Here is a 25,962-nt window from a genome sequence, read left to right on the forward strand (position 1 = left end):
TTATGCGAGCCATAAAAACATAGTGACAATTTTATTACATGGGTACGCCGGCGTGTCCTGTTGGCGAGATTGCTCGCCAATGTGCTGCTGTCCATGCAGGCTGGGGGGCGGTAGCGATACCGGGAAGTTGGATATAGCGTGTCCGGCGGTTTGACGGGCTACTGATCGTAGAGGACAACCTGTGTAACGAGGGTGCGGCAGGTCACCGAACCGTTCGGTGGAAGGCATGTCGTGTAGTCAGGCGGCATCGCTGATTTCCACAGCACTAGTCATTTTTCTGGTTGGTTGAATGATAAAAGTAGCGAGATAAATCTCAATGCTGTTTATATGCAATTAACGAACAGTCGTGAGTTTTCCAGACGTGTAATTCCACCGTAGCCAATACTTGAACCGCAGCGGTGCTTGCAGATGGAGGGAGGATGAATTTGACCAGCCATCATTACACCAGCCATTTTCAGACCCGCGCGCATTCATCCATCCAGCTTCGATTCCGCTATTTCAACCAGCAACGCCATCAATGCCGGCGCGTCTACAGGCTTTGTAAAATGGTGATCAAATCCGGCCGCGAACGCGGCTTCCTTGTCCTGCGTTTGTCCGTATCCGCTGATCGCGATCAATAAACTCCTTTGCATACTGGGAAGTAATGCCAGCTGCAGGGCCAGCGCGTTTCCATCCATCTCAGGCAGGCCCAAATCCAGCAGGCAGACATCGGGCGCTAAACGGCGCACCTGCTCCAGTGCTTTGCGCGACGAGTATTCGACGACGACCACATGGCCTGCCGCCTCCAGGAACATGGCCAGCATGTCGGCCGCCTCGACGTTATCGTCCACCACCATGATGCGTAGTGCCGTCGTGTTTTCGGCAGGGACGATGGCATCGCTGGAAGAGGCAGATGCCCTATCCGTGTGGAGGCGCGGCAGACTCACCGAAAACGTGCTGCCGGCATTGGCGCCATCACTGCGGGCAGAGACACTGCCGCCATGCAGTTCGACCAGGCTTTTGACTAGCGACAGGCCAATCCCGAGCCCACCCTGATTGCGGTCGGAGGTTCGCTCAGCCTGCGCAAACAGGTCAAATGCCCTGGCAACCAGTGCCGGTGACATGCCGATGCCGTTGTCAATCACGGAAAGGGTGATGTGGTGTTCGGTTGCCGCCAGGTCGAGTTCGATATGTCCGTTATCTGGCGTGTACTTGGCGGCGTTGCTGAGAACATTTGCCAGTACCTGCACCATCCGGTCTTTGTCGGCGATCACCCAGATCGGTTCGGCTGGCAAGTGCATGTCAAATTGATGTTCGCGTGATTCGAAAATGGGACGTATCTGTTCCACCGCATCGATCACGACAGTCTTGATGTCGATCGATATCTTGTCGAGAGTGACCAGTCCTTGCGTGACGCGCGACATATCCAGCAGGTCGCTAATGAGGCTGGTCATGTGCGCCGCTTGCCTTTTGATGACACCGCCGATCTGACGCATGCGCGCCTGGTCGAGCGGTGCCGCCACCAGTAATTCGGCTGCCGTGGAAATCGGCGCGAGCGGGTTTCTGAGTTCATGTGCCAGCATCGCCAGAAATTCGTCTTTTTGGCGTGACGATTCTTGCAAGGTCGTTTCGACCGCTTTGCGGTCAGTGATGTTGTTATAAAATATCGCCAGCTCACCACCGAGCGAACGATGCACACGCACTTCCAGCCACACTGCCGAGTCGGGTGACAGCGCAACGCATCGCTCGAAGGTTTCCGATTTGCCGGTTTCCCTTACCCGTTTGTAGACCGTTTCGACGACGGTGCCGCGGACTTCCGGCCAGATATCCCAGTGATTTTTTCCGATGACCTCGACTGCGCTGCGCTGGCCTAAACGTAGTCCTTCCGCATTCATCTGGACGACCTGCCAGTTCTGGTCGATCATGCCGAATCCTTCGGTCATGTTCGAAAAAATGTACTGGGACTTGTCGCGCTCTTCCCGTAACTCGGCTTGCGCCCGCGCGCTTTCTGCCGCTGACCAGACCCGTTCGGCCGTATCCCGAGTCAGCGCAATATCTTCATCAGTCCAATGATAGGGCACGACATGATGCACATTCAGGACGATAGTGAGCTTGCCGGCCTTGACCAGCGGGATCGACAGACTGGCTTGCGCATTGAACGTTGCGTAGGCTGCGGCATGGGGCGCGGTACGCGGGTCAGTCGCGGTATCGTCACATGCAAACACCTGCCCCGACCGTAATAACGCGACGTTGTCCATGCCGAAATCGGCGAGCGATCGATCTCGCCCTGGCACGCTCGACAAGCCATCGCGGAGCCATTCGTACCGAACAAAAAAAGTGCCATTCTCTTCATTGATCTCGCAAAACATCACCCGCGATACATCGAGATGCCGACCCAGCAGATCGCAGGCAGCGCTCACCACATCCGACGGATCCAATCCGGCTTGCAGGCAGTCCGCCAAGGCAAGCTGGAAGTTCTGTCGTCGCTCGGCCTTTTCCAGCTGTTCCACCTGATTTTGCAAGGCCGCATTGAGTCGCACGAGTTCCAGTCGCTCGTGATGCTGCGTTGTGACATCGTTACCTTCAACAAAAATCGCGACCACATTGCCGTCGGTGTCGCGAATCGGTTGATAGACAAAATCGAGGTAGCGCTGATCAACCGTGCCATCTGACGTGTTGTGAAAAGCGATCGGCTTTGCCGATGCCAGATAGGGCTCGCCGGTGGAATACGCCTGGTCAAGCAGCGCAACGAAGCCCTGGCTTTCTGCCTCCGGAATGGCTTGCGCGACGGTTTTGCCAATCAGATCCTGTCGACCCGCAAGGCGGGTATACGCCGCGTTGGTGATCTCGAAAATATGCGTTGGTCCGTTCAACAGAGCCATAAAGCTTGGTGCCTGATCGAACATGGTCTGCAACTGGTGTGCCGCGAAGCGCATTTCCTTCAGCAAGGCATTTTTGTCACGCTCGGCGAGCACACGTCGGGTGGTTTCGATAACGGCGACGAGTACACCGCAAACGGTGCCAGATTCATCGCGCACGGGGGAGTAAGTCACCGTGAAATAGTGCGGTACGTGGACACCGGACTGCGCGAGGATATATTCCTGATCCTCAAGATGAACGCTTTTTCCGCTGGCGAAGATACTGCTGTAAATGGGGCCGTTGAAATCCCAGACTTCGGGCCAGCAATCCCGTGTTGGCTGTCCCATTGCCGTCGGGTGACGGTCGCCGACAATCTGACGATAGGTGTCGTTATAAATCTGGATCAGATCGCGCCCCCACAGAACAATCGTGGGTAGTGGCGCGTCGAGCACGGTGGTCACTGTCGTTTTCAGACTGGCAGTCCAGTCCTTGATCGGTCCCAGCGAAGTACTTTCCCACTGGGTGTGACGGATGACGTTTGCCATCGCGCTGCCTGCAGGGGGCCATTGCTTAGAAGGATGATTCATGTTCGTAGTACGCCGCGCACTCGCGGTCGCCAAATCGATAATTCGCTGAATGTATCAGAGGTGTCGAGATTCAGGTGTAACGGGCGGGCAGGGCGGAACGGTTCTGGTCAAGTGGCTCAGCTTCCAGCGTGTGCCGGGCCGCTGTTGGTCGGCAACAAGTTTCCTCGCCGTGGTTTATGCCGGGGTGGCCAGAATCACGCTGGAGGCTTTGAACATGCCCGTTGCGTGCAAGCCGACCACCAGTCCGAGCGCCGTTGCACTCTCGTTGGTGATGACGGCGGCAATCGATGCACCGTGGTTCATGGCGATCACCACCTCCGTGTTGATCGCACCTGGCTGCAGTCTGGAAATGGTGCCGCGAAGCAGATTGCGTGCCGAAAACTTTGCACCCTGGTCATCTGTCATCACGATGATCGACGACGAATTAATCAGTGCAAAAGCTTCCACGCCTATGCACAGGCCCAGTTTTTCGGCGCTCTCGTGCGTGACGATGGCCACAATCTTTTCGCCGCCAGCGAGTTCCAGTTCGACCTCGTCATTGACGGACCCACGCGTGATACCAGAAACTTTTCCGGAAAATTCGTTGCGGGCGCTGGTATTCATACTCAGTCTCCGGACCAATAAAAAATCATCAGCAATGCCCTCTGCCTGCCGACCAAGTTGCGCCAGAAAGCGCGTGTGCTCAAGCTCGATGATCCTGAAATTGCGCACCAGCTTTTCACCGCGCGAAGTCAACCGGGTACCACCACCGCCTTTGCCTCCGGTGGAACGCTTGACCAGCGGCTCACCGGCCAGATTGTTCATGTTGTCGATGGCATCCCAGGCCGCCTTGTAACTCATCCCGATGGCCTTGGCTGCCCGGGTGATCGAACCGCATTCCGCGATGCTGGTCAGCAGCGCAATGCGACCGGCACCGCCGAAACTCTGATCGCCAACCGTCATCCACACCGCGCCCTGCAATGCGATCGGATTGTCGTTGGGGCCGTCTTCGGATCCGTGGTGACTCTGGCTCATGCCTCGCGCCCCCGGGCGATCCCGCTTCCTGCATCCGTGACTATCGATCCTTCACGCAGTTGCAGGACTACTCCGCCAAATACGCGGGCATCCTCGGGATCGTGGGTGATCAGGATCATCGGCACCTGCAAGCGTGTCTGGAGCGCATCGAGCTCTGCGCGCATGTCGATGCGCAGTACCGGATCGAGCGCCGCGAACGGCTCATCCAGTAACAGCGCTTGGGGTCGCGCCACCAGTGCGCGTGCCAACGCCACTCGCTGACGCTGGCCACCAGAAAGTTCATCCGGAAACTGCTCGGCCATCGGCATCAAATGAAACGCGTCCAGCCACTGGTCAACGGTCGCCTGTGCTGCACGCGCATCGGGATTACGCCAGCCGCGCTGCAAGCCAAAACCGACGTTCTGGCGGACATTCAAATGCGGGAACAAGGCATAGTCCTGAAACAAGTAGGCCACCTTGCGCTGTTGCGGCACCAGATCGATGCCGGCCTGCGCATCGAAGAACGTACTGCCGTTGAGCCTGATGTGACCGCTGTCGGGCGTGATCAAGCCGGCGATTGCCTTGAGCGTGAGGCTCTTGCCGGAACCGGATGGGCCGATGATGACGAGGCGTGGGTTGTCCGAGTGCAGTCGTGCATGCAGATGAAAGGTGCGCTTTCCCGATCTGAGCGTCTTGTGGATATCGATATCGATGTGCATGAATACCCCTGCTAACGGTTGCCGATGCGGCCGGGGGCGAAGTGACCCGCTGCGAGCAACACCAGAATACACACGGCCGACGTCAGCAGCACCAGCGTGTTGGCGACGTCATCCTGCCCGGCTTGCACCGCCTCGTAGACGGCGATCGACAAGGTTTGCGTCTTGCCGGGAATGCTGCCGGCAACCATCAGCGTCGCGCCAAATTCGCCCAGTGCGCGGGCAAATGCCAGCAACAGGCCGGCGAGAATGCCGCGCCATGCCAGCGGCAGCGTGACCCGGAAAAAAATACTCAGGTTGCCTGTCCCCAGCACCCGCGCTGCATCCTCCAGTTGTCCATCGACCGACTCGAAGGCGGCGCGGGCAGGTTTGAACACCAGCGGGAAAGACACGATCGCGGCGGCAATCACCGCGGCTTGCCAGGTAAAAATCAGGGTGATCCCGAAATGATCATCGAGCCATGCACCCAGCCAGCTGCGACGCCCCATCAGCACCAGCAGGTAATAACCCAGCACGGTCGGCGGCATCACCATCGGCAGCGTCAGCACCGTATCGAGCAAATTACGCCCCGGAAACCGCAGTCGTGCCAGTGCATACCCGATGGCGATGCCCAGCACCAGATTGATTGCGGTTGCCAGACCTGCGACTTTTAATGACAGTAGCAATGCGGTCCAGATCGGATCGATGTCGGGCATCACAGTTTTCGGAAGCCGAATTTGGCCAGAATTTCCTGCGCTGCAGGAGCGAGAACGAAGTCGATAAACCGTCTGGCTTCGGCGTCATTGGCATTGCCTACGGTTTTCGCAATCGGATAGCGGATATCGGTCGCGGCAGGAATTTCAGCGACCACCCTGACCTTGTCCGCCATCAGGGCCGCATCCGTGGCATAGACGAATCCCGCATCGACTTCGCCGCGTGCCACATAGTCCAGTGCCTGCCGCACATTCTGCGTGCGGATCATCCTGCCTTCGACGGTCTTCCATAGACTGGCTGCTTCCAGCGCGTGGCGGGTGTAGCGCCCGACCGGCACGCTGGCGGGATTGCCGATGGCGATACGCCTGATGCCGGGTTGATCCAGATCCTGCAGGCGTTTGATGGCGACACTGCTGTCGTTCGGCACGATCAGCACGAGTCTGTTGCGGACAAAATCGTGTCGGTCGGCAGGCGCTATCAGCCCTTGTTTCCGGGCGATGTCCATCGTCTCCTGATCTGCAGAAGCAAAAACATCGACCGGTGCGCCTTTCGCCAGTTGCTGCAACAGCGCGCCGGACGCACCAAAATTCAACGCGATTTTTGCATCGGGGTAGCGCTGCTGGTAGCTTTGTGCAATTTCTTTGAAGGCATTAGTCAGGCTGGACGCTGCCGAAACGGTGAGTTCGCCCGCAAACACGAGGCCGGATGAGGTCAATAGCGCGGTAGCGAACAGTAGCCGTTTGAACAGGGTGGGTTGCATCGACTTGCCTTGGAATGAGAAAAGTGCGTTCGTCGTATACAAAATTATATAACGCTTGCATGATGCTTCAGTGCATTTGGCTGACGCTGACACTGCGGTTTCAACACCCGGCAAGCTGCGCGACGCTGGTGCATCCTTCTGATGGCAAGCATCGTCTATGTGGTCGTCGATAAAAATCGCACGGTATTTTGTTTGGTAGCGCGTGCGAACAATTGCCAGCAGGTATATGGTGCAGGGCTTCGACAGCGCAACGTTGCGAAAGACAATGATGTATTTTGGCTTGCGGCGCACTTTCCGCGACATCGCGTTCACGCTAAAAAAGGACACGCCCCGCAAAGAGGACGCCTGATCATCTCTCATCCGTTATTCGACCCATTGGAGACACCATGAAACTGTATCTTTCCCCACGGGCACCCAACCCGCGCCGCGTGACGATGTTCATCGCTGAAAAAAACCTGACCGGTATTGAAGAAGTGGTCGTCGATCTCGGCACCAACGAACACAAGGGCGACGCCTATCTGGCCAGAAATCCTTTTGCCGGTGTGCCGGCGCTGGAGCTGGACGACGGCCGTGTCCTCAGCGAAAGCAGGGCGATCTGCACCTACCTTGAAGGCTTGCAGCCGGAACCCAACCTGATGGGAACCACGTCGGACGAGCGGGCTTTCATCGAGATGGCCGACCGGCGCATGGAACTGTCGCTGTTCGGCAGTATCGCCAATTGCATCCGCCACACCCACCCTGGACTGGCCGCGCTGGAGCAACCGCAATTCCACGACTTCGGTCACGCCCAGGGCAAAAAAATGCTGGTGGTTGCGCGCTGGCTGGACCAGCATCTGGCGCAGACGCCATTCGTTGCCGCCGGGCGTTTTACCATCGCTGACATTACTGCATTTTGTGCGCTGGAATTCGCCCGTGGCTTGATGAAATTTCATCCTGCAGAAATGGGGCTGACGCATTTGCAAGCTTATCGCGACCGGATTGCGGAACGGCCTGGCGCCTGAATATTGCCCGCATTATCATGTCCGATCATCGCAGGGCAGGGGATCGCCTTGCGTTGCTTTGCCCTGTCCATCGTCGGTGAAACAGCCGCGCCATTCACAATTTATCACCACTACCGAATAAGCCTGCCGCCGGGCCAACATCCAATGAATCACTCTCCCTTCAAACGCATTGATATGGTCGCTGCGCTGTGCGTGGTTTTCATATGGGGTACCAATTTCGTTGCAATGAAATTGGCACTCCACGATTTCACCCCGTTCCAGCTCGGTGCCGCACGTTACGTGCTGGCGGTATTGCCATTGATTCTGATCGTCCGGCCACCGCGCCTGCATTGGAAATGGGTGGTGCTCTATGGATTGATTCAGGGCGTGGGGCAATTTGGCTTGTTGTTCCTGGCTTTGCATGTGGGAATGACGGCCGCGCTGGCGTCGGTACTTTTACAAACCCAGGTCTTTTTCACGGCATTACTCGGATTTGTGCTGCTGCGTGAACGCATCGGGAAAGCCCTGCAAGTGGGTTTGGTGCTGGCTGCGCTGGGGCTGGGCTGTTTCGTGATGAACTATGTGACGCCGGGGGCGGGGTCATCATCGGCCAGTTCGCCTCTGGGATTTGTATTGTGCCTCGGCGCTGCGGCGATGTGGGCAGCCTCGAATATCGTGGTGCGACGTGCCCGGCAATCGACGCCCGACTTTGACGTGGTAGGGTTTCTGGTATGGAGCAGCGCGGTACCGATCCTGCCATTCATCGGATTATCGCTGGCCTTCGATGCACCATCAACGCGCTGGCACTGGACCGGTGCGTCACTTGCCAGCTGGGTATCGATCGCCTATCTGGGCTGGGTCGCGACGATTTTTGCTTACACGATGTGGACCGGGCTGCTGACAAGACACGCCGTCAACCGGGTTGCGCCATTTAGTCTGGGGGTGCCCATCGTCGGGCTGGCGGCTGGGATGATCGCCTTGAACGAAGTGGTCACGGCCTGGCAATGGGCCGGTATTGCTTTGCTGGTGGGTGCGTTGTTGCGGGTGTTTTTGAAGCCGGGGGCTCTATCGGGGTTGTATCGACGGGTGCTGAAGGATCGTGAAGCCAGGCAGCGGTAGCAGGGGTTGGTGTGGCGGTGGCACATTCTGAAAGTTCGGAGGTCGGGTTGTTGCAGTTTGCCGCTCGATTGATTTAGGATTTAACATAATATAAATTATGCGTCATTTGACTGACATTTGAATTTGGGTTTGACATTGACTGGAGCGACAAAGTTGTAATGTCCGGTTTGGCTCTGATGCTTTTTCCTGAAGGGCCAATTCGCATTTTTGTACGGCTAATCGGTCAGCATGCGCCTGTCGTTCGTTGGCCGGTACGCACGGGCCCGTCATGGCCTGCTTCATGTCGACGTATTCGCGGAGTAGCCTGTGCGAACGTCAATCCACGACGAAGAACTACTACTGAATCCTCTGTTTTGTTGCCAAAAAGAAATATTCCGCGCGTGGTTGCGCCCGGTGTCAACGCCGTGCGCAGGCGCCTTTGATGCAGAAAGAAAACTCAGCAACGGAAAGAAGTGCAACCAATCAAAGCAAGCTCGCAAAAATGCCCCCTCCCGTTTTCTCTGCGTTCCAGACTTCCCGCTTGCATCCTGTAATTGGGAAGAATACTATTGTTGAAAATATTATCAATAATTTTTTTTCGGAATGGCCATGACCAAAACCAGCGATCAAGACAAGAAAAACAACCCCGAAGCAACCGGGTTACGTAAAGGATTGACCAGTTACGGCGACAGCGGCTTTTCTCTATTTCTGCGCAAGGCCTTCATCAAGGGTGCCGGATACAGTGACATCGCGCTTGATCGCCCCGTGATCGGTATTGCCAACACGGGCAGTGCATTCAATCCATGTCATGGAAACATGCCGCAATTGATCGAGGCAGTAAAACGGGGCGTGATGCTGGCGGGAGGATTGCCGATGGACTTCCCGACTATCTCTATTCATGAAAGCTTTGCCTCACCGACCTCGATGTATCTGCGTAACCTGATGTCCATGGATACCGAGGAAATGATCCGCGCGCAGCCGATGGATGCCGTGATCCTGATTGGCGGGTGTGACAAGACCGTCCCGGCGCAATTGATGGGCGCTGCATCGGCAGGCATTCCCGCTATCCAGTTGGTAACCGGATCGATGCTGACAGGTTCCCATCGCTCCGAAAGGGTTGGCGCATGTACCGACTGCCGCCGCTTCTGGGGAAAATATCGCGCAGATGAAATCGACCACGACGAGATCAATGCGGTCAATAGCCAGTTAGTGGCCAGCGTCGGGACGTGTTCGGTAATGGGCACCGCAAGCACAATGGCATGCGTGACCGAAGCCTTGGGAATGATGCTGCCGGGTGGTGCCTCGCCGCCAGCCGTCACCGCCGACCGCATCCGCATCGCAGAGCGTACCGGTGCGACGGCCGTGGCGATGGCAATCAATGGACTAACGCCCGACAAGATCATGACGCCAAAAGCGTTCGAAAACGCACTGCGTGTCTTGCTGGCGATTGGCGGTTCGACCAATGGCATCATTCATTTGACCGCGATCGCCGGACGGATGGGCATTGTTCTTGAACTCGACCGGCTCGATGCGATTGGCCGCGAGACGCCCGTGCTCATCGACTTGAAGCCATCGGGTCAGTATTACATGGAAGATTTTCATGCATCGGGCGGCATGCATGCGCTGCTGCGTGAACTCAAACCGCTGATGCACATGGATACGCTGACCGTGACCGGCCGCACGCTAGGCGAAGAACTGGACATCGCCGGACCGGGATTCCCGCAATCCGTCATCCGGCCCTTCACGAGCCCGATCTACCCGCAGGGTGGCATCGCCGTGTTGCGCGGCAATCTTGCGCCAAGCGGCGCAATCATCAAGCAATCTGCCGCCGATGCCAATTTAATGGAGCACGAGGGCCGCGCAGTGGTCTTCGAAAACATTGAAGACATGGCGCTGCGGATCGACGATGACGCGCTAGATGTCAATGCCGACGATGTACTTGTGCTCAAGAATATCGGTCCGACCGGCGCCAGCATGCCCGAGGCGGGTTACCTGCCCATTCCTAAAAAGCTGGCACGCGCCGGCGTCAAGGATATGGTGCGGATTTCTGACGGGCGCATGAGTGGCACCGCCGGCGGCACGATCGTGCTGCACGTCACCCCGGAATCAGCGATTGGCGGGCCGCTGGCGTACGTTAAAAATGGCGATCGTATCCGCCTGTCAGTCAAGGAGCGTTCGATCAACTTGCTTGTTTCTGACGCAGAGTTGGTACAGCGCATCAGAGAAAACCCGATTGTCCGGCCGACGGCAGAGCGTGGTTACCGCCATTTATTTCTGAAAACGGTTACTCAAGCGGACAAAGGAGTTGACTTCGACTTTTTACGACCGGTTGATGCCAAGCCGGAAAATAAACCTGAAGAATAAGCCAGCGGCAAAGTTCAATCCTGTATCCCACTGAAATTTATAGAATATGCAAAATAGACTTAAACCAGAATCCCTCGACATCAAGGATATCGATACCGCATCACAAGTACGCAAAACGGTCGAAACACTGGAAGAAGATATTGCATTCGGTTATATGCATCCGCGTGAACGCTTGGTCGAAGACGAACTGCTTGAACGATTCGGTTTAAAACGTCATGTCGTACGCCAAGTACTCGCTGAGTTGGAACAGATGGGACTGGTCGAACGGAAAAAGAACGTTGGTGCTTTGGTCAAGTCATACACCGTCAAGGAAGTGGTAGATCTCTATATCGTGCGCGATATCCTGGAAACTAACTGCGCCCGACAAATCACCCTGCCAGTTCCACCGGAAAAACTGGTAGTACTGGAGGATATTCAACGACAGCATGACGCCGCAGTCATCGCATCAAATCTTCATGTCGCATTCCGGATGAATCTCGCTTTTCACAAAGCCTTATTCGCCTTATCTAATAATGCGGCATTAACCGAACTTATTGAACTGGCGGCACAACGTACGCACGTTATTCGTTCGTTGACAATAGTCGTTCCACAGATTCTGGAACAGTCGCGTCAGGATCATCATCAGATGATTGATGCATTACGAAACGGTAATCAGGATCGCTTGATGGAATTATGTCGTGGCCATCTTTTACCTTCACGTGATGCTTATATCGAACAGCATCGTCGGTTGGCTTATTTCGACGAACGTGCCGGCTTGAAACCGCAACCGGACAATTCACCCCGAAGCTGATAGTACCGAGCTAATCTTAACTTTTATCCCTGTTTCATTCACGCCATCCGAACAACGACTTTTTGCAAATTAGCACTAATTGGCATTCTGGAGAATTAGATGATCAACAGTATTGACAGACCAAACGTATTAACTCAATTTTCAGAAACTGCGGATAATAATGAGCGCTGTCTCGCGCCCTTACCAACTATTGAATCACCGTTATTTGATGTACCAATTGGATCTTGCGATACGCATGCGCATGTTGTTATCCACGACCCCGCTCATCCCATGGCGCCTAATCGCAGTTACACGCCACCATCCGCCCCTGAAGCAAGCTATCTGGCAATGTTGAATGCCATGCAGATATCACGAGGCGTGTTAATTCAGATAAGCGTCATGGGTACTGACAATAGTTATATGTTGGCAGTATTGCGTAATAATCCCGATCGACTCCGCGGGGTTGCGGTAGTTGATACCGGTATTACCGATAAAGAATTACTTGAAATGCACGAAGCTGGTGTGCGTGGTTTACGTATCAATACACTCTTCGGTGGTGGCATCAATTTCGATGCACTGGAAAAACTTGCCCCCAGAGTGGAAGAACTTGGATGGAATATGCAGTTTCTGATGGATGCGCGTCAGTTACCGGAATTGATGCCCCGAATGCGTGCCCTGTCATGTACATGTGTAATCGACCATATGGGACATATGCCCATGCCCGTTAGTTTGAATGCGCCTGGAACTCAGGCACTTTTCAGCTTGATAAAAGACAATGGCTTTTGGGTAAAATTATCCGGCGCTTATCGAATGTCAGAACATTATCCTGAATTTTCGGATGTCACGCCATTGGCCAAGGCATTGATTGATCTTGCACCGGATCGCATGGTGTGGGGAAGTGATTGGCCACACGTTGCCATCAAACGCATGCCAAATACCGGAGATATGCTGAACCTCTTGCAAACATGGGCCCCAGATGAAAAAGTGAGAAATAAAATTTTAGTAGACAACCCCGCATCTTTATATGGATTTTAATTATTAAATCACTTTAAAAATTAAACCCATACCTCTCCTTTTGAATATTTATTGAATGTTTCAGACATTAATAAATATTTAGATGCTTGCAATTAAATAAAGAAATATACAATTAAAATAATATACTGGAGATAATATGAGTTGGTATTCAGATCTAAATCGTACGGAAAAACGGACTTTTATTGCAGCCTTCGGAGGATGGGCATTAGATGCACTAGACTTCATGGTATTCACTTTTGTAATTGCCACATTGATGCACCTGTGGGGAATTAGCAAAGCAGAGGCCGGAATGCTTGGCACCGTGACGCTATTATTTTCAGCGATTGGCGGCTGGTGCGCAGGGATACTTGCAGATCGTTATGGCCGCGTAAAAGTCTTACAGATCACCATTATCTGGTTCACGGTCTGTACCGTATTAATCGGATTTGCACAAAATGTTGAACAAATCTTTGTGTTGCGTGCTCTTCAAGGATTAGGTTTTGGCGGTGAATGGGCAGTCGGTTCTGTATTGATGGGAGAAATAATCCGCTCCGAGCATCGCGGAAAAGCCGTCGGTACCGTGCAAAGCGGATGGGCCGTTGGCTGGGGAATTGCGGCCTTGCTGTACACGGCGGCATTTTCATTTTTGCCCGAAAATTACGCATGGCGCGCTATGTTCTGGGTAGGTGTCATTCCTGCGCTGTTGGTCGTCTATATTCGAAAGCATGTTCCGGAGCCTGAAGTATTCAAGAAAACTCAGGCAAGCCAGGCCAAATCTGCTAACAAAATATCAGCATGGGCAATATTTTCTCCAAAAATGATAAAAACCACCCTACTGGCCGCCATTTTATGTAGCGGTATTCAAGGTGGCTATTATGCAATTACCACTTGGCTTCCCACTTTCTTGAAAACAGAACGCCATTTATCAGTGATCGGCACTGGGGGATATTTGATTGTCATTATTACAGGCTCCTTCATTGGTTACCTGATCGGCGCGTATCTGACGGATCGTATTGGCCGGAGAGCTAATATTCTGGTATTTACTTTACTTTCAGGTATCAGTGTCTATCTCTACACGCAGATTGAATTAACAAATACCCAGATGTTGTTTATGGGTTTTCCACTTGGCATTGCTGCGTCTGGGATTTTTAGCGGCGTTGGCGCCTATCTGACCGAATTATTCCCGACAGCGATTCGCGCCACAGGACAAGGATTTGCCTATAATTTTGGACGAGGGGTTGGCGCTTTATTTCCCACCTTGGTCGGATATATCAGCCAATCGCATAACCTTGCTTATGCGATCGGATTATTCGCCGGCAGTGCCTATATCGTTGTTTTCTTTACTGCACTTTTATTGCCGGAAACGAAAGGGCGACATCTGGATTGGGGCGATGACTTGTTTAAAAAGGAATAATTTTAAATTCTATACGCAATTGTTATTTTTACGTAATTGAACTTCAATAAGCTGCCCGTCAATCCGCACGATGGCAGCTTATTGATATATTGATATAGCGGTCTCGCTGCGTGTTACACGAACTATTCAATACCGGATTTTGGAGAAGTCATGGATCGTGTCGACTGTATCGTCATCGGTGCCGGCGTAATTGGACTGGCCATTGCGCGTGCAATGGCCATGGCCGGACGCGATGTCATCATTATTGAAGCCGAGAACGACATTGGCAGCGGTACCAGTTCTCGCAACAGCGAAGTCGTTCATGCAGGTATTTATTACCCGCCCACATCGTTAAAAGCGCGATTTTGTGTGGAAGGTCGCGAGCGTCTTTATCGCTACTGTGAACAGCATGCGATTGCCCACCAGCGCTGCGGCAAACTCATCGTTGCCACAAATAGCGCACAGCATGCAGGCCTTGCTCGCATCGCCGCGCGTGCTCAGGCCAACGGCGTCGGGGAGGTGCAGCACTTGAGCGGCGCAGAGGCACAAAGCATGGAACCGCAACTTCACTGCACCGCAGCACTATTCTCCCCTTCGACCGGCATCATCGACAGCCACGGATTAATGACGCAGCTATTAGCGGATGCCGAAGCAGCAGGCGCATCGATTGCCTTTCAAAGCGAAGTCGTTGCTGCCCGTGTCGGTGCCGGTGAACTTGTTCTGGACGTGGTGACACGTGACGGCGAAGCCTTGAGCCTGCTAGCCAGCCTGGTCATCAACGCGGCAGGATTGGCCGCGCCACGCATCGCGCGCCATTTCGAGGGACTGCCGGAACACTTTGTCCCGACGGCTTTTTACTCCAAGGGCAATTATTTTTCGCTTGCGGCCAAAGCGCCCTTTTCGACGTTGATCTATCCGCTGCCGGAAGCCGGTGGCTTGGGCGTACATCTGACGCTCGACATGGCCGGTCAGGCACGCTTCGGGCCGGATGTCGAATGGCTGGATATTGCCGACGACAGGGAAATTGATTTTTCGGTCGACAGTCATCGTGCCGACGGTTTCTATGCCTCGATCCGGCATTACTGGCCAGCCTTGGCGGATGGCACGCTGCAGCCGAGTTATGCCGGCGTACGTCCGAAGCTGACGAACGGAAAAGATGACGTGGATTTTTGCATTCAAGGCCCGGGCACGCACGGTGTTTCCGGCTTGATCAATCTGTTTGGCATCGAATCCCCCGGACTGACCGCATCGCTGGCCATCGCCGCGCATGTGTGCAATCTGTCTGGCGTGGTCTGAACCCGACCGGCAAGGGAGCGCGGCAGGCCGGAGGTAAAATCGTCGCGCGCGCAAACAGGCCTACCGACTGGCTGCAGATTGCTATTCACAGACCAGGTGATAGCCGTTACTTCGACGATTCACACCATGCAGGTACTCATTGCCGGCGGCGGTCTAGCCGGCATTCCCTACTTGTTGCTGGAGACGCAGGCGCGTTTAGGTGGCCGCATTTTCTCGCAGCCAGTGGCGGCCGATGCCGGATTCGGCGTCGATCTGTGGCCGACATGGTTCTGGCCACATCAGCAGCGCATGCTACGGCTGTGCGCCGAACTGTGGGGGGGCGGCGCAAAACTTGGACTGGTTATACCCAAATAGCAATGTCTGGCTGGACATTTGAATCTCGCCCTAACAGTATCGGGGCCGGAGTGCACCAATGCAAATGATCAGGCATGTAAGGCTTGTGCCACCCGCTACACTTAAACGACGTCCAGCTAGAGACTTTAGCAGTCTTGGGAGTTTCCCCAGAGACTCCATTAGTCTTGGTGATTGATGTGATTGTCGTTATTTGCCCTGATCGGCCAGAGTGTGGTGACGGTTCATCATCGTGAAAATCAGACTGCGTACCGCGTCATTGATCATTTCATTGCAGCAGGAAAAAGACATGGGCTTGTCTGCGGTTGAAATTGTCGTTGAGTCGGCGCTTAGTCACCACTTAATCATAGGCCGTGACCCGTTAAAACGTGTGCTCGGCTAGCTCGCCACAAGGCGAGCAGCGGGACGACGATCCACTGCGCCAACGGTGCCAGTCCCACATCGATCCATCCAACGATCGGCATCCAGTAGGAGTAATTCCAACTTCCCTGCGCCAAATTGATGCGTTCACTGAACACGGTGTAGGCCAGCGTGAGTAGCACCGTGATGATGGCGATCGTCGTCTGCGGCCAATTGGCAGGTTTGCCCGCTCGCACCAACATCAAGGAGATGACCATGGCTGCCATTCCAATCATGGCATCGCCCACGGTGCAGTGCGCCACAGCGAAAACAATCGATTGCCACGGAGAGGTCGTCCAAATGGTGTACAGAGGCAATTGCAGTATTTCCCACGCTAAACTAAACAATGCCAGGCGCGGCAGATATTGACGAAAAATGACTGTCCAGGATTCTCGATGCGCGGCCCAGTTCATGCTGTTTCCTGTTTTCTATTTTGACTGCCAGAAAAAACGAATTGAATAGACGTTGAACAGCTCAGTACCCCAGCCCTTTCGGCTGCTCGTCGCCGACCCGCGGCTGACTCAGACGCACCATGCGCTACAGCGCCTTGTGCCGCAGTCGTAGTGCATTGAGAATCACAGACACCGAACTCAAACTCATTGCGGCACTCGCAATCATGGGACTGAGCAAAATCCCAAACCAGGGATAAAGAATGCCGGCGGCAATCGGCACGCCGAGAAAATTGTAGATGAAGGCAAAAAACAGGTTTTGCCGAATATTTTTCATCGTATGCGCACTAAGCAAGCGCGCTTTGGCAATGCCGCGTAAATCACCCTTGACCAGCACGACACGCGCACTGTTCATCGCGACGTCGGTGCCGGTTCCCATGGCAATGCCAACGTTCGCTTGTGCCAGCGCCGGTGCATCGTTGACGCCATCGCCTGCCATTGCCACGATGCGGCCTTGCTGTTGCAACTCTTTGAGATAGTTGAGCTTGTCTTCCGGCATGACATCGGCCTTGAAATCGTCCAATCCAAGCTGTTTTGCTACTGCCGCGGCTGTAGTCGCATTATCTCCAGTCAAAACAACTATTTTCAAGCCTGCGGCGTGCAATTGCTCAATGGCTTCCTTGGTAGTGGACTTGATCGGATCTGCGACGCTGACGGTGCCAGCCAACTGCCCGTCCACGGCAAGAAACATGACAGTTTGGCCTAACTCTTGCAGTGCTTTTACATCTGCCTGTAAAGCCGATATGTCAATTTTTTGCGCCTCCATCAACCGACTATTTCCCAGGAAAACAAGTTTGCCTTCGACTTGGCCGCGTACGCCTTGACCGGTAATCGATTCAAATTCTGAAACAGCTTTTGGCGACAACCTTTTTTCAGTAGCGTGCTTGACGATGGCGACAGCCAACGGATGTTCGCTCAAGGCATCCAGACTGGCAGCGTTATGTAATACGTCGTCCTCGTTGAAGCCTGCCGCCGCTATCACGCGCTGCACGGCAGGCTTGCCTTCGGTCAGGGTGCCAGTCTTATCGATCACCAGGGTGTCGACTTTTTCCATCAACTCCAGAGCTTCTGCATCCTTAATCAGCACCCCATCCTGAGCACCGCGTCCGACGCCGACCATGATGGAAATCGGTGTGGCAAGTCCCAAGGCGCAAGGACAGGCAATGATCAAGACAGAAACCGCCGCTACCAAGCCATTTGCCAGAGCCGGCGAAGGTCCGAATATCGCCCAGATCGCAAAAGACAGAACGGCAATGCCGATAACCGCCGGCACGAACCAACCGGAGACTTGATCGGCCAATTTCTGAATCGGTGCCCGCGAACGCCCTGCTTCATTGACCATTTGCACTATGCGTGCCAGCAGCGTATCGGTGCCAATCTTGTCGGCGCGCAGTAGAAACGAGCCGGTTTGATTGACCGTACCGGCGGTGACTTTGCTTCCGGCATTTTTTTCAACCGGAACTGGTTCTCCGGTAATCATCGACTCGTCCACATACGAATGGCCATCGACGATTTCGCCATCCACCGGCACCTTGCCGCCTGGCTTGACACGCAACTGATCGCCAACGTTGACTTGATCGAGGTGAATTTCTTCTTCCGAGCCATCGGGCTTGACGCGCACTGCGGTATTGGGTGCCAGTTCCAGCAAGGATTTGATCGCGCTATTGGTTTTTGAGCGGGCCCGCAATTCCAACACCTGTCCCATCAACACGAGCGTAATAATGACGGCCGCCGCTTCAAAGTAAAGCGGGATCATGCCATTCATCTTGAATGCTTCCGGCAGCATTGATGGGAACAATAATGCAAACACACTGAATAGAAATGCCGCCGAAGTGCCCAGCCCAATCAGGCTGAACATATTGAGATTCCAGGTTGCAAAGGAGGCCCAGGCACGCACAAAAAATGGCCAGCCGCCCCAAAGCACAACCGGTGTGCCAAGGATTGCTTGCAACCAGTTGGAAGTATTGATGCCCATCCAGTGATGCAGATTCACACCTGGAATCAATTCACTCATCGTCACAATCAGCAGCGGCAAGCTCAGCACCAGGCTGACCCAGAAGCGGCGCGTCATGTCGTCGAGTTCGCTGCTATCTTCAGCAGCGCTCGCTTCCATTGGCTCCAGATTCATTCCGCACTTGGGGCATGTTCCTGGGCCGACTTGTTGCACTTCCGGATGCATCGGGCAGGTGCAGATCACATCCTTGGCGGGCGCCGTTTGTGCAGGCGTCACGCCGGTTTTCGGCTGGATATATTGCTGCGGATCGGCGTGAAATTTTTCGATGCAGCGGTGACTGCAAAAAAAGTATGTCTTGCCGACATAGTCGACCGACTTGGCCGGATCAGGCGTAACCTTCATGCCGCACACAGGGTCAAGCAGTACGGACTCGGATGACGGTGCCCCGGATGAAGATGCCGCGTGGCTTGCGCAGCCTTCATGTTGATGCGACTTGTCCATGTGTCCCATCCTTTGCGTGATTGTGCGGCCTCAACTTTTGTATCCCCATTTACAGTTGACGCCAAAGTTACCTTGTTATCTATGTGTTGCCGAATAATCTAAAAAAATGCATGCATCCCTTGCATAATCGGTCGGTATGCGTCGCCAAATGGCGCGATTGATTCATACTTTCCAAGGTGACAATCTACGATTCGAAAAAAACTCATATCGCCGTTGGCGGTTGTTGTGAGGTCAAAATGGCGGCAGCGGCGAGTGCGCCCAATAGAAGTACGCTTTCAATTTGGAGTACGCGCCGAACCACGGCAACTCCCCGCGCGGAGCGACCTGCAGCAGGCAAGCCGAAGAACTTGTTATAGCCGCCCAATCCAATCGCGCAGGCAACCAGGGCAATTTTTACCAGCAAGGTGAGCCCGTAGCTGCTGCGGGTCAATTGTTCGACGGTGCCGATCCGATGCCATGCGTTGTAGAGGCCAGTGCCGATGATGAGGATTACTGCCAGCATGACACCGCGCGACATTACATTCAGATAACGGTCTGTCACCGCGAGCGCGAGGGTGGCCACGCGTTGTGGGGTGAGAACGAAGTAGGCCGATACGATGACCGCGCCGGTCCACAATCCGATGCTGAAAAAATGTACGACCTCCGCCGCCAATGAGACGCTCAAAATGCCGTTTTCGCCGGCATGCCCCATCGAGGCACGTGTGATGGCAAATGCCACTATGGTCAAAAGCGATGCAGTGTCGCTAGCACCGCTGGTGCCGCCGCGTACTCGAATGGCAAACAGGATCATCATCGCTAAGATGGTGAGACATCCGATATGTCCATAGTGCGTTGTTGAAAGCATCATCCAGAACATGGGACCGGCCTCCTGCAGGCTGATACCACCCATCACCGCAGTAGCCGCGTACAGCGCAACGACGCTTGCTACTGCGCTAACTCCCGCTGCGACCAAATCAAGCTTGCGCAGTGCAGGTTCGACATCATTGCGTTTGACGCCACTTGAACCCAACCAGCGGCGCGCGAACCAAGATCCAACTAGCCAAATGAAGCCGACATTGAGCAACAACGCTGAGCTGATTTGAAGCAACGCAACTTGATCCATTTATTTCACCGAAAACTTGAAATTTCCCTTGCGACGGTGACCGTCGTGGCCCGCGACTGCCCACGTCACGGTGTATGCACCAGCCGACAACGTGGGCACTTCCAGGCGCAGAATGGCAGGGTTACTCGCATCCAAAGTCATCTTGCCTGGCGCGACGGCTTTTCCGCCAGCGTCAGCCAAGCCGATTTTGCTAAAAACTGGCTCCACCTCCTCGTTGAAGGTTAGTGCAATTTCCCTGGGTGCTGCAGATAGCGTTGCGCCCGCTTCCGGGTTGGAAGTCTTCAGACTCGCGTGGGCAGACGCAAATGGGCTAGCCAAGACTCCTGTCGCCATCGCGAATGCCACAATTGTCGTGTGCAGTGTTTTCATCTTCAGTTTTCCTTGATTGATTACTTGGGTGCTTCCATTGAGGTGATTATCAGGATGTCATCGTTTTTTCTTCGACGGAAAAACTTTTTCCACCTTGGTGCACATTTTTGCGTATGGCCGGATCAGATACTTTCACACCAATGCTGGGCATCGACATTAGCGGCGCTGTCTTTTGTGCATGAAAAAGTGAGGAACTAGCGCTAAACTTATTTTCATTGAAATTTTGATGTAAGAAGTTTATTTGTACGCATCCGACAAAAGAGTGACGCTGAGATTACATTTTTGTAATGTTCGATTTGTCACGTTCAGATACGGGCAACGTAATGTCTTTTAAGATCATCCTAAGGCGTGGTTCAAAAATCGGCTTTTTGGGGTGACAAGGGCGAGCGGTTTACTTCCACATGAGTTGTGCCTCCGGATCGTGGTGCTGCAATCATTGCGTTGCAGTTCGATGTCATTGAACACCCCATCATGCTGCCGTGCATCGTCCACATACCAATTGCAACAACGACAGTCAGTGCGCCTATGACAGCCAAGACAAGTACGACGGCTTTCATGACAGTGGATTGGTTAGCCATTTCTTTCTCCAAAATGAATCTCTCATTTACAGACGCAGGCCTGATTCAGGTTACAGTTTTTGTAATGAAGTCCGAAAATTCCGCAGATGTTTTCAGATCGAATCCCAATCGTTTTGCTTCGCAAAACGTCTGCTCGGTAGCCCAGCCATGCTGTTTGGCTTTCCTCAGTGACAGCAGCAGCGCAGCACGCGCACCGGTTGCGCAATGCAGGAGAAACGGGCCGGCGTGGTCTTTGATCGCACGATCCAGATCGTCAATCTGGTCGGTCGACAGTGCTGCCTTGTTGGTGGGGATGTTCACGTAAGCGAGCCCCTGACTTGCTGTTAAAGCTGCGTTGGACGTTGCCATCTCGTGCGGCAATCGGAAATCAATGACTGTCTTGATCCCTCGCTGTTTTGCTGCCGCCAAATCTTCGTCGGTTGGTTGCGGACCTATAAAAAATTCGTCATCGATACGTTTGAATGAACTCATGAAATGACTCCCTGGTGATATAACGGCTAGGCCCGTCTGTTTGCGTTGGCTCTTGATTAAGCCAGACCAGCGACATCCGTTGACCCACGCAAATTGCCATAATTGTGCAAAATGCGGGGGTTTCGGAGCCAAAGACGGGATCAGGCAAAGTGGGTGGTCGGCGTCAACAATCCGCCCCATTGCGACGAGACTGCATCTTGCTGTCTTTTAGTACCAGAGACGCAGACCAGCAACGACGCGCGTTTCCTGCGCAGATGCGCCGGCATCGCGAGCATATTGCGCAGTGCCGGATAATTTACGGTCCCACACCACGCCGACGTAAGGTTCTATCTTGCGCGAGGCGATATAACGCAGGCGCAAGCCGGCACCGACAGACGAGAAACCGGCACCGATACCACGCGCCGGATCGCTCTTGCCATACGCATCAACTTTCACGTTAGGTTGCAGAACCACCCGCTTGGAGATGAAAATATCGTAGTCGGTGTCCACACGCAGGGCGGTGCGACCACCTGGACCAACATAGGCGCTGGCCTGGACGTCAAACCAGTACGGTGCCAGACCTTGCACGCCGATGACTGCCCAATTGCGTCCGGGTCCGTCGCCGAAGTCGTGACGCACCCCGGTTTGCAGGCTCCAGTACGGCGCAATAACATGATCCCACAGCGCTTCCGTGCGGGTGGCACCGAGCTTGCCGGCACTACGTTCGCCGTCAACCTTAAGCCACAGTTTATTGATGTCGCCACCTGTCCATGCCTGTGCCTCGAGCACCTGTCCATGACTATCATTGCTGTTGAACGCCTCGAAGCGGTTGAGCATGATTTGCGTATAGTGCTGCTGGTCCTCGGCTTTCATGCCGCTTTGCGGTCCAGGGGCTAAACCGTCTGCGTACGCATCGGGGTCACGAGCGTCCGGCGGCGGGCTCCCGCCCTGCATCGGCTTCATCACGGCGCTGCTACCCATGCCCTTCATGCCGTCCATGCCGTCCATGCCCTTCATGTCCTTCATGTCCTTCATGTCCTTCATGTCCTTCATGTCCTTCATGTCCTTCATGTCCTTCATGCCGTCCATGCCCTTCATGCCGTCCATGCCCTTCAGCCCGTCCATGCCCTTCATGCCGTCCATGCTCTTCATGCCGTCCATGTCCTTCATGCCGTCCATGCCCTTCATGCCGTCCATGCCCTTCATGCCGTCCATGTCCTTCATGCCGGATTCTCCCGGCGCGCTGGTAGGCACTGCCTTTTGCATCGGCGCCATTGGCTGCATGGATTGCATTTGAGTCATGTCATGCGCGGGTGGTGTCTGCGCCTGCACATGGAAAGGCAGCAACAAGATAGCCAGTACAGACGAAATGATCGGTGCATGACGCCGACTGGTACCGCGAACAACTATCGATCGCTTCATGAAACCACCACCTTTCTAAACATTCCGGCATGCATGTGATATAGCAAATGACAGTGGTAAGCCCAGCTGCCTGGCGCATCCGCATTCACGAGATAGGTGATCCGCTGTGCTGGTTGCACCATGATCGTATGTTTGCGTACTTGGAATATGCCATCGGGACTTTCCAGTTCGCTCCACATCCCGTGCAGGTGAATCGGGTGCGGCATCATCGTGTCGTTGACGAGTACGATGCGCAACCGCTCCCCAAGTCGGAAATGCAGAGGCGAAGCCTCTGAAAACTTCTGCCCGTCGAATGACCACATGTAGCGTTCCATGTTTCCAGTCAAATGCAATTCCATCTCGCGCGTAGGCGGCCGCTTGTCGAGCGCCCCACCAATCGTGTGCAGATCGGCATAGGTGAGTACCCGCCGACCGTTGTTGCGTAGGCCGATGCCAGGGTCGTCGATATTCATGCGCGGCTGGTCGACGTGCTGGTCGACACCCGGGCCGTATTCGGTCCTGGCGTGCCGTACCGTTGGTATTTTTCGTGTTGGCATCGTCGCTGGGCCGGATTTATTTTTTCCGTCACCCATCGCCATGCCTTCGTGACCCTGCGCGTCGGCGCCCATCTTCATGCCGGCCATGTCGCCGCCCATTGCCATTGATCCCATCATGTCAATCATCGACAGCCACTGCGGCTTGTCAGGTGCGGGCACGTCGGCTTGCATGCCATCACGTGGCGACAGCGTGCCGCGCGCATATCCCATCCGGTCGATCGACTGTGCATACAGGGTATAAGCGCGTGCATCGTCTGGCTCGACGATGACGTCGTAGGTTTCGGCCGTAGCGATCCGGAATTCATCGACCGTGACTGGCTCGACATCCTGGCCATCGGTAGCAACCACGGTCATTTTCAGGCCCGGAATACGAAAGTCGAAAATCGTCTGGGCCGAGCCATTGATCACGCGCAGCCGGACTTTTTCGCCTTTGGAAAACAGACCAGTCCAGTTGCCGTCAGGTGCTGCCCCATTGACCAGATAGGTGTAGTGCGAGCCGGTCAGATCTGACAGGTCGGTCGGGCTCATGCGCATGCTGTTCCACATTTTGCGTTTTTCGAGCGCCTGTTTCAATCCCATGCGCGAGGCGTCCTGTGCGAACTCCACCGCCGTCGGCTCATTAAAATTATAGAAATTACTCATCTTCTTCAGATTCGCCATTACCTGCTCCGGGCTGTCGTCGGACCAATCGGAGAGCATGACGACGTAATCGCGGTCGGTGGGGAAGCGTTCGCCGTTACGTGGCGTGATGACGATCGGACCGTATAAACCGGTCTGTTCCTGAAATTGCGAATGGCTGTGATACCAGTAGGTACCGGCTTGCTGAATCGGAAACTGATAGGTAAACGTTTCGCCAGACGCAATGCCTGGGAAACTGATTCCCGGAACGCCGTCCATGTTAAAAGGCAGCAAGAGACCGTGCCAATGAATCGATGTTGGCGCCGACAGTCGGTTGGTGACCTGCATCGTGACCCTGTCGCCTTCGCGCCAGCGCAGCAGTGGCGCCGGAATGGTGCCATTGACGGTTGTGGCTGCTGTCGTGCGCCCGGTAATATCGACGGGTGTCTCGCCAATGTCGAGTTTGAACTGGGTGCCCGAGAGAACGTTGCGGTTACCCGCGGTCGATGCTGACGCAGCAAACGACGATAGTGGGAAGCCCTGGAGGCCTGCAATCGCACTGGCTGCAGCAATGCGGGTAACGAATTGACGGCGTGACGGCGAGAACAGAGCGTTCTTGCCGTCGCTAAAAGCGTTAGAAGACATGGTAAATCCTTGAAGTTTTTTTGGTTACCGGTCAAAAACCGACAGAAACCGGCTACTTAAGGCTGTGCGACCCTTAACGCCGAGGGTTAGATTGGCGAAGCGATCACGCAGAAGTGTCGATGAAAATCAGACGATAAGAACCCTGGGTGGGCGCTTGGGTCTTTCGAGAAAGATGCTCGCTAAAGTGGCGAGCGCCATCCCAATCGGAAGGGGGGCAATGGTGGAAGTGACGATCGTATTCACCGCAGGACGCACAGCTGGCGTACCATCACAGCAAGGGTGTTTGTGGGCATGATGATTATGCCGATAATCGGAAGCTGGCTGCGTCGACGCCATCGGGCCTTTAAATTTTGCCTCACCAACCACGTCCTTGGCATGTGCGTCGGCGTGAGTTGGATAACGCATTGCAGTCGCCACAACGCCTTGCAGTGGATTATGGTCTTGTTGTGATTGCTCGCCAAAGGACGGCGCATTCCATACGCCGTTCCGGGCGTCGCAGTGCAGCAAGCCGATGCCAGCAAAACTTTGCGCTGGAACCAGAAGCATCATGCACCACACAATCAAAACTCTAAATGACATGTCTTGTAAATAATCCGCAGAAAATTTATCACTTGGTTCGAAGAAGTTGGCTTTGAAACGATTCAAAACTAACTTTGATCGTACTCTGAACGCTTGAAAATATTTAGGTTGTGCATTGCCTTATGTGCGTTGGATCGCTTTAACATTTGTACGGTATCGTGGACTCACGATTTGAGTCAGCCATTTAGGCAATTTTCGTTACGAGTCATGCGAGAAACGAAGCCGTGTTTATCCAGTAATACCTGATAGGTAGCACTGGCCTGCGATATCTGGTCATGTGGATAGCCGCGCTTAGCAAGGAAGTGCGGCATCTGACAATTAGGCACTCAAGGGTGTGTGCGCAATCGAGCCACCCGGATTGGTCCACTTTAGATACCTGCCCGACTGAATTTCCGATTTTATCGCTTGCTGTACTCAAGCCCACCTACCGTATCTCTTCGGCGCCGGTCTTTACGCTCAGTGCCTCGAGCTGCTTCGTACCAGGCGCATCGTCGTTTGAGTCCACAAC

General features: G+C 54.3%; 23 protein-coding genes. 9 read left to right on the forward strand and 14 right to left on the reverse strand.

The features are described from left to right. Nucleotides 1–470: 470 nt before the first annotated feature. The 5 genes from ABD720_RS00730 to modA all read right to left on the reverse strand — a co-directional run bounded on the left by ABD720_RS00730 (nucleotide 471) and on the right by modA (nucleotide 6,587). Nucleotides 471–3,383, reverse strand: coding sequence for a hybrid sensor histidine kinase/response regulator (locus tag ABD720_RS00730; RefSeq protein ID WP_344761278.1), 2,913 nt, complete (start codon nucleotides 3,381–3,383; stop codon nucleotides 471–473). 216 nt (nucleotides 3,384–3,599) lie between these two features. Then, nucleotides 3,600–4,439: a TOBE domain-containing protein gene (locus ABD720_RS00735; protein WP_344761280.1), complete on the reverse strand. Its 840-nt coding sequence runs from the start codon at nucleotides 4,437–4,439 to the stop codon at nucleotides 3,600–3,602. After that, nucleotides 4,436–5,137: an ABC transporter ATP-binding protein gene (locus ABD720_RS00740; protein ID WP_344761282.1), complete on the reverse strand. Its 702-nt coding sequence runs from the start codon at nucleotides 5,135–5,137 to the stop codon at nucleotides 4,436–4,438. The genes ABD720_RS00735 and ABD720_RS00740 overlap by 4 nt, the downstream gene beginning before the upstream one ends. An 11-nt stretch (nucleotides 5,138–5,148) precedes the next feature. Continuing rightward, entirely contained in the window at nucleotides 5,149–5,829 is a 681-nt protein-coding gene (gene modB / locus ABD720_RS00745; protein WP_425547892.1) for a molybdate ABC transporter permease subunit, read from the reverse strand. Further along, nucleotides 5,829–6,587, reverse strand: coding sequence for a molybdate ABC transporter substrate-binding protein (gene modA, locus ABD720_RS00750; protein ID WP_344761284.1), 759 nt, complete (start codon nucleotides 6,585–6,587; stop codon nucleotides 5,829–5,831). Before modA ends, modB begins: the two co-directional genes overlap by 1 nt. A 141-nt stretch (nucleotides 6,588–6,728) precedes the next feature. Between modA and ABD720_RS00755 the strand changes: the two genes are divergently transcribed. The 9 genes from ABD720_RS00755 to ABD720_RS00795 all read left to right on the forward strand — a co-directional run bounded on the left by ABD720_RS00755 (nucleotide 6,729) and on the right by ABD720_RS00795 (nucleotide 15,855). After that, entirely contained in the window at nucleotides 6,729–6,977 is a 249-nt protein-coding gene (locus ABD720_RS00755; protein WP_344761286.1) for a hypothetical protein, read from the forward strand. Continuing rightward, nucleotides 6,974–7,588 carry a glutathione S-transferase family protein gene (locus tag ABD720_RS00760; protein ID WP_344761288.1) on the forward strand — a complete coding sequence of 205 codons (615 nt, stop codon included), beginning with the start codon at nucleotides 6,974–6,976 and terminating at the stop codon, nucleotides 7,586–7,588. The genes ABD720_RS00755 and ABD720_RS00760 overlap by 4 nt, the downstream gene beginning before the upstream one ends. Nucleotides 7,589–7,732: 144 nt before the next feature. Next, a complete protein-coding gene (locus ABD720_RS00765; RefSeq protein WP_344761290.1) occupies nucleotides 7,733–8,686 on the forward strand; it encodes an EamA family transporter in 954 nt (317 codons plus the stop codon). A gap of 588 nt (nucleotides 8,687–9,274) precedes the next feature. Next, a complete protein-coding gene (locus ABD720_RS00770; protein WP_344761291.1) occupies nucleotides 9,275–11,029 on the forward strand; it encodes an IlvD/Edd family dehydratase in 1,755 nt (584 codons plus the stop codon). Between the two features lie 46 nt (nucleotides 11,030–11,075). After that, complete coding sequence (locus ABD720_RS00775; RefSeq protein ID WP_344761293.1) at nucleotides 11,076–11,819, forward strand: GntR family transcriptional regulator; 744 nt, start codon at nucleotides 11,076–11,078, stop codon at nucleotides 11,817–11,819. Between the two features lie 99 nt (nucleotides 11,820–11,918). Further along, complete coding sequence (locus ABD720_RS00780) at nucleotides 11,919–12,833, forward strand: amidohydrolase family protein (protein ID WP_344761295.1); 915 nt, start codon at nucleotides 11,919–11,921, stop codon at nucleotides 12,831–12,833. 136 nt (nucleotides 12,834–12,969) lie between these two features. Then, entirely contained in the window at nucleotides 12,970–14,226 is a 1,257-nt protein-coding gene (locus ABD720_RS00785) for an MFS transporter (RefSeq protein ID WP_344761297.1), read from the forward strand. A gap of 150 nt (nucleotides 14,227–14,376) precedes the next feature. Beyond that, nucleotides 14,377–15,501: an NAD(P)/FAD-dependent oxidoreductase gene (locus ABD720_RS00790; RefSeq protein WP_344761299.1), complete on the forward strand. Its 1,125-nt coding sequence runs from the start codon at nucleotides 14,377–14,379 to the stop codon at nucleotides 15,499–15,501. A gap of 126 nt (nucleotides 15,502–15,627) precedes the next feature. Then, nucleotides 15,628–15,855 carry an FAD-dependent oxidoreductase gene (locus ABD720_RS00795; RefSeq protein WP_344761301.1) on the forward strand — a complete coding sequence of 76 codons (228 nt, stop codon included), beginning with the start codon at nucleotides 15,628–15,630 and terminating at the stop codon, nucleotides 15,853–15,855. 341 nt (nucleotides 15,856–16,196) lie between these two features. On the opposite strand, the gene ABD720_RS00800 is transcribed toward ABD720_RS00795, so the two are convergent. The 9 genes from ABD720_RS00800 to ABD720_RS00840 form a co-directional block, all read right to left on the reverse strand. Continuing rightward, nucleotides 16,197–16,664: a hypothetical protein gene (locus tag ABD720_RS00800; protein WP_344761303.1), complete on the reverse strand. Its 468-nt coding sequence runs from the start codon at nucleotides 16,662–16,664 to the stop codon at nucleotides 16,197–16,199. 124 nt (nucleotides 16,665–16,788) lie between these two features. Further along, nucleotides 16,789–19,164, reverse strand: a complete 2,376-nt coding sequence (locus tag ABD720_RS00805) for a heavy metal translocating P-type ATPase (protein WP_425547893.1) — start codon at nucleotides 19,162–19,164, stop codon at nucleotides 16,789–16,791. A gap of 193 nt (nucleotides 19,165–19,357) precedes the next feature. After that, nucleotides 19,358–20,257, reverse strand: coding sequence for a copper resistance D family protein (locus tag ABD720_RS00810; RefSeq protein WP_344761305.1), 900 nt, complete (start codon nucleotides 20,255–20,257; stop codon nucleotides 19,358–19,360). Next, the gene (locus tag ABD720_RS00815; protein ID WP_344761306.1) at nucleotides 20,258–20,626 is read right to left on the reverse strand and encodes a copper resistance CopC family protein; all 369 of its coding nucleotides are present in this window, start codon (nucleotides 20,624–20,626) and stop codon (nucleotides 20,258–20,260) included. 353 nt (nucleotides 20,627–20,979) lie between these two features. Then, nucleotides 20,980–21,204, reverse strand: a complete 225-nt coding sequence (locus ABD720_RS00820; RefSeq protein ID WP_344761307.1) for a hypothetical protein — start codon at nucleotides 21,202–21,204, stop codon at nucleotides 20,980–20,982. A 45-nt stretch (nucleotides 21,205–21,249) separates the two neighbouring features. Beyond that, nucleotides 21,250–21,675 (reverse strand): protein tyrosine phosphatase family protein, encoded by a 426-nt coding sequence (locus ABD720_RS00825; RefSeq protein WP_344761308.1) that lies wholly within the window; start codon nucleotides 21,673–21,675, stop codon nucleotides 21,250–21,252. Nucleotides 21,676–21,882: 207 nt separating this feature from the next. Beyond that, entirely contained in the window at nucleotides 21,883–23,076 is a 1,194-nt protein-coding gene (locus ABD720_RS00830) for a copper resistance protein B (protein WP_344761309.1), read from the reverse strand. Continuing rightward, nucleotides 23,073–24,875, reverse strand: a complete 1,803-nt coding sequence (locus ABD720_RS00835; RefSeq protein ID WP_344761310.1) for a copper resistance system multicopper oxidase — start codon at nucleotides 24,873–24,875, stop codon at nucleotides 23,073–23,075. Before ABD720_RS00835 ends, ABD720_RS00830 begins: the two co-directional genes overlap by 4 nt. Before the next feature lie 126 nt (nucleotides 24,876–25,001). Continuing rightward, nucleotides 25,002–25,520, reverse strand: coding sequence for a hypothetical protein (locus tag ABD720_RS00840; protein WP_344761311.1), 519 nt, complete (start codon nucleotides 25,518–25,520; stop codon nucleotides 25,002–25,004). Nucleotides 25,521–25,962 lie beyond the last annotated feature (442 nt).

This window comes from Actimicrobium antarcticum (assembly GCF_039536745.1).
GTDB classification, from domain to species: domain Bacteria; phylum Pseudomonadota; class Gammaproteobacteria; order Burkholderiales; family Burkholderiaceae_D; genus Actimicrobium; species Actimicrobium antarcticum.